At 74.6% G+C, this 9,815-nt stretch carries 7 protein-coding genes; 6 read left to right on the top strand and 1 reads right to left on the bottom strand.

Going from position 1 to position 9,815, the window contains the following annotated elements; genetic code table 11:
- The first annotated feature begins 155 nt into the window (after nucleotides 1-155).
- The 4 genes from NT8_RS24890 (at nucleotide 156) to NT8_RS24875 (ending at nucleotide 5,573) form a co-directional block, all read left to right on the top strand.
- The gene (locus tag NT8_RS24890; RefSeq protein WP_245646320.1) at nucleotides 156-1,415 is read left to right on the top strand and encodes a sensor histidine kinase; all 1,260 of its coding nucleotides are present in this window, start codon (nucleotides 156-158) and stop codon (nucleotides 1,413-1,415) included.
- A gap of 78 nt (nucleotides 1,416-1,493) precedes the next feature.
- The gene (locus NT8_RS24885) at nucleotides 1,494-2,138 is read left to right on the top strand and encodes a response regulator transcription factor (protein WP_067974513.1); all 645 of its coding nucleotides are present in this window, start codon (nucleotides 1,494-1,496) and stop codon (nucleotides 2,136-2,138) included.
- 83 nt (nucleotides 2,139-2,221) lie between these two features.
- Nucleotides 2,222-3,535, top strand: coding sequence for an ATP-grasp domain-containing protein (locus tag NT8_RS24880; protein WP_067974510.1), 1,314 nt, complete (start codon nucleotides 2,222-2,224; stop codon nucleotides 3,533-3,535).
- A 4-nt stretch (nucleotides 3,536-3,539) separates the two neighbouring features.
- Nucleotides 3,540-5,573 carry a CocE/NonD family hydrolase gene (locus tag NT8_RS24875; protein WP_067974507.1) on the top strand — a complete coding sequence of 678 codons (2,034 nt, stop codon included), beginning with the start codon at nucleotides 3,540-3,542 and terminating at the stop codon, nucleotides 5,571-5,573.
- A 35-nt stretch (nucleotides 5,574-5,608) separates the two neighbouring features.
- Here NT8_RS24875 and NT8_RS24870 read toward each other — a convergent pair whose 3' ends face one another.
- Entirely contained in the window at nucleotides 5,609-6,301 is a 693-nt protein-coding gene (locus NT8_RS24870) for a GntR family transcriptional regulator (RefSeq protein ID WP_067974505.1), read from the bottom strand.
- A gap of 278 nt (nucleotides 6,302-6,579) precedes the next feature.
- On the opposite strand from NT8_RS24870, the gene NT8_RS24865 reads away from it, so the two are divergent.
- Together NT8_RS24865 and NT8_RS24860 are read left to right on the top strand one after the other, a co-directional pair.
- Complete coding sequence (locus NT8_RS24865; RefSeq protein WP_067974502.1) at nucleotides 6,580-7,632, top strand: 2-dehydropantoate 2-reductase; 1,053 nt, start codon at nucleotides 6,580-6,582, stop codon at nucleotides 7,630-7,632.
- Between the two features lie 178 nt (nucleotides 7,633-7,810).
- Complete coding sequence (locus tag NT8_RS24860; RefSeq protein ID WP_067974500.1) at nucleotides 7,811-9,763, top strand: molybdopterin oxidoreductase family protein; 1,953 nt, start codon at nucleotides 7,811-7,813, stop codon at nucleotides 9,761-9,763.
- Nucleotides 9,764-9,815 lie beyond the last annotated feature (52 nt).

Below are 9,815 nucleotides of genomic sequence, written 5' to 3'. Positions count from 1 at the left end.
CGCCCCGGCCCCGCCGATCCCGACACCGTCGGGGCCCGGGCGCGGTCCCCCGCGCGACGGCGCCGGGGTCGGCGGGGACCGGGGGCGACGGGGCGCCGTTCCCGCCGGTCCCGGCGGCCGGGCAGAATACCGGGGGCGGAGGCGCGGAACGGGGGGTGGTCGCGGTGGTCGGGGCGCGGCGTGCGGGGACGGGCCTGGCCCCGGGTGCGCGCTCCCTCGCGGCGCGCGGCGTCCGGGAGACCGCCGCCACACTGCTGGGCGTCCTGACCGGCGCCGCCGCGCTGGCCTGGCTCTGCCTGTGCACGCTGCGGGCGGTGGCCGCGCTGCCGCGGCCCGCCGCCCGGCGGCGGGCGCTGCGGTCGGCCGCCGCGGGCGCCGACCGGCTCGTGGAGTGGGAGCGCCGCCGCCTCGCCGCGTGGCTGCGCTGCGCGGTGGTGCCGCGTGCCGGGCTGCGCCACCGGCTGGCCTACCTGGCGTGCCGGGTGCCGATGGGCGCCGCCGGCGGGTACCTGGTCGCGGCCGGGCTGTTCCTCACCACGCTGCTCGTGGGCGGCGCGGTGTGGGAGCAGTTGCACGGCACCGCCGCAGCGGTGGAGCTGCGGCTGCCCGGGGGCCGGCTGATCACCGACACCCGTTCGCTGGGGACGGGTTTCGGGCTGGTCGTGCTGCTGCTCACCTGGCTGCTGGTGGCGGCGCACGCGGCCGCCGACCGGTGGCTGGCGCGCCGGCTCCTGGGGCCGAGCACCGAGGACCTGCTGCGCGACCGCATCGACGCGCTGACCGCGAGCCGGGCGGGCGTGGTGCGCGCCGTGGACGAGGAGCGGCGCCGGATCGAGCGCGACCTGCACGACGGCGTGCAGCAGCGGGTGGTCGCCCTCGGGGTGCTCCTCGGCCGCGCGCAGCGGGGCGGCGACCCCGAGCGCGCCGCCGCTCTGGTCCGCCGCGCGCACGAGGAGGCCCGGCGCGCCGCCGAGGAGCTGCGCGAGGTCGCCTGGCGGGTCTACCCCGCCGTCCTGGACGAGCTGGGGCTGGAGGCGGCGCTGGCCGCCGTCGCCGAGCGCTCCCCCCTGCCGGTCGCCATCGACTGCGACCTGCCCCGGGCGCCCGCGCCGGAGGTGGAGACCGCCGTCTACTTCGCGGCGCGCGAGGCCATCACCAACGCGGTCAAGCACGCCCGCGCCCGCGAGGTGCGGGTTGCGCTGGCCGAGCGGGGCGGCGCCCTGGAGCTGCGCGTGTCCGACGACGGCGCGGGCGGGGCCGACCCCGCCGGCGGCGGGCTGACCGGCCTGGCCCGCCGGGTCGACGCCCTGGACGGGACGCTCGCGGTCGACAGCCCGCCCGGCGGTCCCACCACCGTGACCGTCCGCATCCCCGCCGGAGCGGCCGCCGACCCGCACCCCCGCACCCCCCGCTGACCCGCACCCCTGCCGACCCGACCCTCTGTTCACCCGACCCCGACCGCACCGGTCCCGCACCCCACTGGAGCCCGCCCCATGCGCCTCATCCTCGCCGACGACTCGGTCCTGCTCCGCGAAGGGCTCGTCCGCCTGCTGGAGGAGGAGGGCCACGAGATCGCCGCGGCGGTCGGCGACGCCGACGCGCTGGAGGCCGCCGTCGCCGCCGACCCGCCCGACGTCGCCGTGGTCGACGTGCGCATGCCGCCCACCCACACCGACGAGGGCCTGCGCGCCGCGCTGCGCATCCGCGCGAGCCGGCCGGAGGTCGGCGTGCTCGTGCTGTCGCAGTACGTCGAGAAGCGCTACGCCACCGAGCTGCTCACCGGCGCCCCCGAGGGCGTGGGGTACCTGCTGAAGGACCGGGTGGCGCAGGTCGGCGAGTTCCTGGACGCGCTGGACCGGGTGGGGGCGCGCGGCGCCGCGTTCGACCCGGAGGTGGTCCGCCAGCTCCTGGCGCGCACGACCCACGTCGACCCGCTGTCCCGGCTCACCGAGCGCGAGCGCCACGTCCTGGAGAACATGGCGCAGGGGTTCGCCAACGGCGCCATCGCCGAGCGGCTGCACGTGTCGCAGAGCGCGGTCGAGAAGCACATCAACGCGATCTTCGACAAGCTGGAGCTGTCGCACACGCCCGGCTACAGCCGCCGGGTGCTCGCCGTGCTGCGCTATCTCGGGGGGTGAGCCGGGCCACCGGCCGGCCGCGCGGGCGTGGGAGGCGCCGCCGCGGGTAGTCGGGATCTCGCACCTCGGCGAGAAAGGGCCACATGACCGAGAACATCTTCGTCCTGGGGCTGGACGAGCACAACAGGGCCACCCTGGAGAGCCTGCCCCACCTCTCGCAGTACCGCTTCCACGGACTGCTGACCATCGACGAACTCCAGTACGGCGACATCGACATGCCCGCGCTGCTGGACGCCGCCCGGCGCGAACTCGACGCGTTCGACGGGTCGGTGGACGCGATCATCGGCTACTGGGACTTCCCGGTGAGCACGCTGGTGCCGATCCTGTGCGCCGAACGGGGCCTGCCCGCGGCGCCGCTGGAGGCCGTCGTGAAGTGCGAGCACAAGTACTGGAGCCGGCTGGAGCAGAGCAAGGTCATCGACGCGGTCCCCCGGTTCGCCGAGATCGACTTCGACGCGGAGCGCCCGCCCGAGGACATGCGCTACCCGATGTGGCTCAAGCCGGTGAAGTCGTTCTCCTCGGAGCTGGCGTTCCGGGTGACCGACGACGAGGAGTTCCGCGAGGCGCTCGCCGAGATCCGCGACGGCGCCGGCCGGCTGGGCGAGCCGTTCGAGTTCGTGCTGGACCGGGTGGAGGTGCCCGAGGAGGTCGCGCGCGGCGGCGCGTCGGCGTGCCTGGCCGAGGAGGAGGGCACCGGCCGGCAGGTGACGGTGGAGGGGTACGTGTACCGGGGCGAGCCGCGCGTCTACGGCATCGTCGACTCCGAGTGCTACCCGGACACGTCGAGCTTCCTGCGGTACGTGTACCCGTCGTCGCTGCCGGAGCGGGTGCAGAAGCGGCTGGCCGACCTGTCGGTGAAGGTGATCCGGCAGATCGGGCTCGACTCGGTGACCTTCAACATCGAGTACTTCTGGGACCCCGCGACCGACGAGGTGACGCTGCTGGAGGTCAACCCGCGCCACTCCCAGTCGCACGCCAAGCTGTTCGAGTACGTCGACGGGGTGCCCAACCACGAGCCGGAGATCCGGCTGGCCCTGGGCCGCGAACCCGAGCTGCGCAGCGGCGGCGGCGAGCACGCCATGGCCGCGAAGTGGTTCCTGCGCCGGTTCTCCGACGGGATCGTCCGCGCCGCCCCGGACGCCGCCGACGTCGCCGCGATGGAGCGCGACGTCCCCGGCACGACCGCGCGGCCGGTGGTGGCGCCCGGCGACCGGCTGTCGGACCTGCCCGGCCAGGACAGCTACAGCTACGAGCTGGTCCAGGTGTTCACGGGCGCCGACGACGAGGAGGACCTGCGCCGCACCTACGAGCTGTGCCTGTCCCGGCTGCACTTCGAGTTCGACGACGTCGAGGACGGGGACGGGGACGGGGACGGCGCGTCCGACGGGAAGGAGTGACCGCATGCGCATCGTCGAGGCCGAGGACCTGCCGCACCGGGTGCGGGAGGACGAGACCGTGTGGATCGAGCTGAAGGACGGCACCCGCCTGGCGGGGCGGATCTGGCGGCCGGAGTCGTCGGACGCCGAGCCGGTGCCGGCCGTGCTGGAGTTCATCCCCTACCGGCGGCGCGACCTGACGGCCAAGCGCGACTCCGTGCACCACCCCTACATGGCCGGGCACGGCTACGCGTGCGTGCGGGTGGACCTGCGCGGCAGCGGCGACTCCGAGGGGGTCCTGCAGGACGAGTACCTGGAGCAGGAGCTGAGCGACGCCGAGGAGGTGCTGGCCTGGCTGGCCGCGCAGCCGTGGTGCAGCGGGCGGACCGGCATGATGGGCATCTCCTGGGGCGGGTTCAACGCCCTGCAGGTGGCGGCGCGGCGGCCGCCGGGGCTGGGCGCGATCATCACGGCGTGCTCCACCGACGACCGCTACGCCGACGACGTGCACTACATGGGCGGCTGCCTGCTCAGCGACAACCTGTCGTGGGCCTCCACCATGTTCGCCTACAACTCCTGCCCGCCGGACCCGGAGGTGGTGGGCGACGCGTGGCGGCGGATGTGGCGGGAGCGGCTCGACCACAGCGGGCTGTGGCTGGACACCTGGCTGCGCCACCAGCGGCGCGACGCGTACTGGCGGCACGGCTCGGTGTGCGAGGACATCGGCGCGATCGAGGTGCCGGTCATGGCGGTCAGCGGGTGGGCCGACGGCTACTCCAACGCCGTGTTCCGGCTGATGGAGGGGCTGGACGTGCCGCGCCTGGGGCTGATCGGCCCGTGGTCGCACAAGTACCCGCACCTGGGCCAGCCGGGCCCGGCGATCGGGTTCCTCCAGCAGTGCGTGCGCTGGTGGGACCGCTGGCTCAAGGACGCCGACAACGACGTCATGGACGAGCCGATGCTGCGGAGCTGGATGCAGGAGAGCGCGCCGCCGTCGACCGCCTACTCCGAGCGGCCGGGCCGGTGGGTGGGCGAGCCGTCGTGGCCGTCGCCGCACATCACCGAGGTGGTGCGGCCGCTGGCGCCCAACCGGCTGGCCCCGCCGGGGACCGAGGTCGCCCCGGAGGAGGCGACCGTGCTGTCCCCGCTGTCGGTGGGCCAGTTCGCCGGCAAGTGGTGCTCCTACAACGCGCCGCCCGACCTGCCCTACGACCAGCGCGAGGAGGACGGCGGGTCGCTGGTGTTCGACACCGAGGTGCTGACGGAGCGCACCGAGATCCTCGGCGCGCCGGTGCTCGACCTGGAGTTCACCTGCGACCGCCCGGTGGCGATGGTGGCGGTGCGGCTGTCCGACGTCGACCCGCACGGCAAGGCCACCCGGGTCACCTACGGCCTGCTCAACCTGACCCACGCCGAGAGCCACGCGGAGCCGCGCTCCCTGGTGCCGGGCGAGCGCTACCGGGTGTCGGTGCCGATGAACGGCGTGGCGCAGGCGTTCCCGGCCGGGCACCGCATCCGGTTGTCGGTGTCGACGTCGTACTGGCCGCTGGCCTGGCCGGCGCCCGAGCCGGCGGCGCTGACGGTGCTCCTGGGCGGGTCCACGGCGCTGCGGCTGCCGGTGCGCCCGCTGGACGAGGCCGACGACGTGTCGCTGCGCCCGTTCGACGCCCCCGAGGGCACCCGCCCGATCGACACGGCGCAGCTGCGCACCGGCGAGCAGCAGTGGGAGGTGGCGCGCGACCTGGTGGACTACCGGTCGGCGCTGAACGTGGTGAAGGACCTCGGCACGGTGCGGTTCGAGGACATCGGCCTGGACGTCACCCGCCGCTCCACCGAGCGGTACTCCTGGCAGGGCGACGACTTCGCGTCGGTCGAGGGCCGCACCGAGTGGCGGATGCGGTTCACCCGGGGCGACTGGGACGTGGAGGCGGTGACCGTGACCGTGCTGACCTCGACCCCGGAGGAGTTCCACCTGCACGCCACCCTGGACGCCTTCGAGGGCGGGGTGCGGGTGGCCGCGCGCACCTGGAACACCGCGATCCCGCGCGACCACGTCTGAGGCCGCCGTCCGGGGGTGCGGCCCCGGACGGCGGTTCAGCCGCCGGCGGCGCCGGTGTCGAACCGCTCGTGGTAGGTGTGGCGGGTGCGCTCGGTGTGCTCGCGCATGAGGCCGGCGGCGGTGTCGGCGTCGCCCGCGGCGATGGCGTCGATGATGCGGGCGTGCTCGTCCCAGGAGGCGGCGCCGCGGGCGCGGGCGATGGGCGCGTAGTACCAGCGGACCCGGCGGTCGACCTGGGCGGCGAGTTCGGCGAGCACGTGGTTGCCCGACGCCTGCATGACGCCCCGGTGGAAGTCGGCGTTGGCCACGACGACGGCGTCGACGTTGGGGTCGTCCACGGCCTCGACGCCGGCCTGCCACAGGGCGCGCAGCAGGGAGACCTGGGCGGGGTCGGCGTGCCGGGCGGCGAGGCGGGCGGACTCGGTCTCCAGTAGGGCGCGCACCGCCAGGAGCTGGTCGGCCTCGCTCTCGGTGGGGGTGTGCACGAACGCGCCGTAGCCGGGGCGCAGGTCGACCCAGGTCTCGTTGCTCAGCCGCTGCAGGGCCTCGCGCACGGGCTGGCGGGAGACGCCGAGCTGCTCGGCGAGTTCGCTCTCGACGAGGTGGCGGCCGGGTGGCAGGCCGCGGGTGATGATGAGGTCGAGGATCGCCTCGTAGACGGCCTCGCGCAGGGGGACCGGGCGTTGCACGCGCCCGGCCGCCGCGGTCTTCAACGGCTGGGTGGTCATGAGGCTGCTCCGGGTTGGGGGCGGACGAATGTACACAGTCTACAAAATCCATTCCGGTTCAACGGGGAAACGGCCGCACCCGCCGCCCCACCACCCCCGGGCCCGCGCCGCGCCCGCCCCGCGCCGCGCCCGGGCGGCGGGAGAAGCGGGAAAGAAGCCGAGAACTTGCGGTTCGCGCCCGGTCGCACGTTCCTTCTGCGGCGAAAGTGCGGGGGGGACCATCGCCCTTATTTAGCATACTGTATACACTATCGGTTCGCCGAGAGAAGGGATCGCTCATGCGCGTAGCCGTTCTGGGCGCCGGCGCGATCGGCGCCTACGCGGGTGCGGCACTGCACCGAGGCGGCGCCGACGTCCACCTGATCGCCCGAGGCACCCATCTGCAGGCCCTGCGCGCCCACGGGGTGCGCGTCACCAGCCCGCGCGGCGACTTCACCGCGCGGCCCAACGCCACCGCCGACCCGGCCGAGGTCGGCCCCGTCGACTTCGTCTTCCTGGGGCTCAAGGCCCAGCACTACGCCGACTGCGGGCCGCTGCTGCGCCCGCTGCTCGGACCGCACACCGCCGTCGTCGCCGCGCAGAACGGCATCCCCTGGTGGTACTTCCACGGTCTCGACGGGCCGCTGGCGGGCCGCCGGGTGCACACCGTCGACCCCGGCGGTGCCGTCAGCCGGGCCATCCCCGTCGAGCGGGCGATCGGCTGCGTCGTCTACGCCGCCACCGAGATCGCCGCGCCGGGGGCCATCCGGCACCTGGAGGGCACCCGGTTCTCCATCGGCGAGCCGGACGGGACCATCTCCCAGCGCTGCCGCGACTTCCAGGCCGCGATGGTGGCCGGCGGTCTCAAGTGCCCGATCGAGCCCGACCTGCGCGAGGACATCTGGGTGAAGCTGATGGGCAACATCACCTTCAACCCCCTCAGCGCCCTGACCCGCTCCACGATGGCGCAGATATGCGGCGACCGCTCCACCCGCGCCCTGGCCCGCGCCATGATGACCGAGACCCTGGACGTCGCCGCCCGGCTGGGCGTCCGCCCCTCCATCTCCATCGACCGGCGGCTGGCCGGCGCCGAGCGCGCCGGCGACCACCGCACCTCCACCCTGCACGACGTCGAGCGCGGCCGGCCCATGGAACTGGACGTCCTGCTCACCGCCGTGGTCGAACTCGCCGACCTCACCGGCGCCCCGGTGCCCACCCTGCGCACCGTCGACGCCGTCGCCCGGCTGCTCAACCAGCGCCTGATCGACGGCACGGCCGCCCCCGCACCGTCCGCCCCCTCCGCACCGGTGGCCGCGGCCGCACCCGCCGCCGCCGCGCCCGCCGCCTCGTGACGTACCGGCCGCGCCCCCGCGCGGGCGCGGCCGGCCTTGCCGCACACGCTGGGTCGGCATACTGTAGACAATGTAGGCGCCACCGGACGCCGCCCATGGCACGCCCGGCCGCCGACCGTCCGCCGGCCGACCCGACCCCCACGTGACCGCGGCCACGACCATTCAAGCGAGGCCCACCATGCGATCGGACCGCACCTCCACCCCCTACGAACGGCTGACCCGCCCCCTCGTCCGCGAGGGCGGCGAGCTGCGCCCGGCCTCCTGGGAGGAGGCCTTGGACCGCGCCGCCGCCGGGTTCACCGCCGCCGTCCGCGACCACGGCCCCAACGCCTTCGGCATGCTCTCCTGCGCGCGGGCCACCAACGAGATGAACTTCGTCGCCCAGAAGTTCACCCGCGTCGTCATCGGCACCAACAACGTCGACTCCTGCAACCGCACCTGCCACGCCCCCAGCGTCGCCGGGCTGTCGGCGGCCTTCGGGTCCGGCGGCGGCACCTCCTCCTACTCCGACGTCGAGGACACCGACCTCATCATCGTCTGGGGCGGCAACCCGCGCTTCGCCCACCCCATCTTCTTCCAGCACGTCCTCAAGGGCGTGCACCGCGGCGCCCGGCTGTACGTGGTCGACCCGCGCCGCACCTCGTCGGCGCAGTGGGCCGACCGCTGGCTGGGACTCAACGTCGGCACCGACATCCCCCTCGCGCACGCCATCGGGCGCGAGATCATCCACGCCGGGCTGGCCAACGAGACCTTCATCCGGCGCGGCACCACCGGGTTCGAGGAGTACCGCGAGCTCGTGGAGCCGTGGACCCTGGCCGCAGCCGAGGCCGAGACCGGGGTGCCCGCCGAGGCCATCCGCGAACTCGCGCACGCCTACGCCCAGGCCGAGCGGGCCCAGCTCAGCTGGACGCTGGGCATCACCGAGCACCACAACGCCACCGACAACGTCCGGGCGCTGATCAACCTGGCGCTGCTCACCGGCCACGTCGGGCGGCACGGGTCGGGGCTGCAGCCCCTGCGCGGGCAGAACAACGTGCAGGGCGGCGGCGACATGGGCGCCATCCCCGACCGGCTGGCCGGCTTCCAGGACATCCTGGACCCGCAGGTCCGCGCCCGGTTCGAGGGCGTGTGGGACACCAGCATCCAGCCGCGCCGGGGCAAGACGCTCACCCAGATGTTCGAGGCGATGGACGAGGGCGAGCTGAAGGCGCTCTACGTCATCGGCGAGAACCCGGTGCAGTCGGAGCCCGAGACGAACAAGACCGTGCGCCGCCTGCGGTCCCTGGACCACCTCGTGGTGCAGGACATCTTCCTCACCCGCACCGCCGAGTACGCCGACGTGGTGCTGCCCGCCAGCGCGTCGTGGTGCGAGTCCGACGGCACGTTCACCAACAGCGAGCGCCGGGTCCAGCTGGTCCGCAAGGCGCTCGACCCGCCGCCCGGCGCGCGCGACGACATCCACATCCTCTGCGACATCGCCGAGCGCATGGGCCACCCGTGGTCCTACCCCACGGCCGAGGAGGTCTGGGACGAGCTGCGCTCCCTGTCCCCCATCCACCGCGGCATGTCCTACCGGCGGCTGGAGGAGCTGCACGGCATCCAGTGGCCCTGCTACTCCGAGGACACCCTGGAGCCCGGGTACCTGCACGCCCGCCTGTGGTCGGAGGACCCCGCCGAGCGGGGCGAACCGGCGCCGTTCGGCCTGGTGGGCCACTCGCCGCCGGTCGACCTGCTGGACGACGACTACCCGTTCCGGCTCACCACCGGGCGCCGGCTGGACGACTACAACACCGGCGTGCAGACCAGCGGATTCTCGTCGCCGCTGCGGCGCGGCGAGCTGCTCGACATCTCGCCCGAGGACGCCCGGCGGCTCGGCATCGCCGACGGCGAGGTGGTCCGGGTGGCCTCCCGCCGCGGGTCGGTGCTGGTCCCGGCCTCGATCACGCCGTCCATGCGGGAGGGGCTGGTGTTCATGACCTTCCACTTCCCCGACCAGGTCGACACCCAGCTGCTGACCATCGACGCCACCGACCCCATCGCGGGGACGGCCGAGTACAAGGCCGCCGCCGTGAGCATCACCAAGGTCGCCCGGCCCGCCGACGCCGACGACCCCGTTCCCGCCGCCTCCTGAGCGGCCCCCGGCGGCCGCCTCCCGCGCCCCGCGCTCGGCGCGGGAGGCGGCC

The organism is Nocardiopsis trehalosi NBRC 14201 (assembly GCF_001552555.1).
Lineage (GTDB): Bacteria > Actinomycetota > Actinomycetes > Streptosporangiales > Streptosporangiaceae > Nocardiopsis_B > Nocardiopsis_B trehalosi.
The sequence above is the reverse complement of the archived record's forward strand: the minus strand, read 5'-3'. Positions and strand labels throughout refer to the sequence as shown.

Bases quoted from the DNA above. Each gene is read 5' to 3' on its own strand.
- NT8_RS24870 (WP_067974505.1), bottom strand. From the start codon at position 6,301: ATGACCACCCAGCCGTTGAAGACCGCGGCGGCCGGGCGCGTGCAACGC.
- NT8_RS24875 (WP_067974507.1), top strand. From the start codon at position 3,540: ATGCGCATCGTCGAGGCCGAGGACCTGCCGCACCGGGTGCGGGAGGAC.
- NT8_RS24860 (WP_067974500.1), top strand. From the start codon at position 7,811: ATGCGATCGGACCGCACCTCCACCCCCTACGAACGGCTGACCCGCCCC.
- NT8_RS24885 (WP_067974513.1), top strand. From the start codon at position 1,494: ATGCGCCTCATCCTCGCCGACGACTCGGTCCTGCTCCGCGAAGGGCTC.
- NT8_RS24880 (WP_067974510.1), top strand. From the start codon at position 2,222: ATGACCGAGAACATCTTCGTCCTGGGGCTGGACGAGCACAACAGGGCC.
- NT8_RS24865 (WP_067974502.1), top strand. From the start codon at position 6,580: ATGCGCGTAGCCGTTCTGGGCGCCGGCGCGATCGGCGCCTACGCGGGT.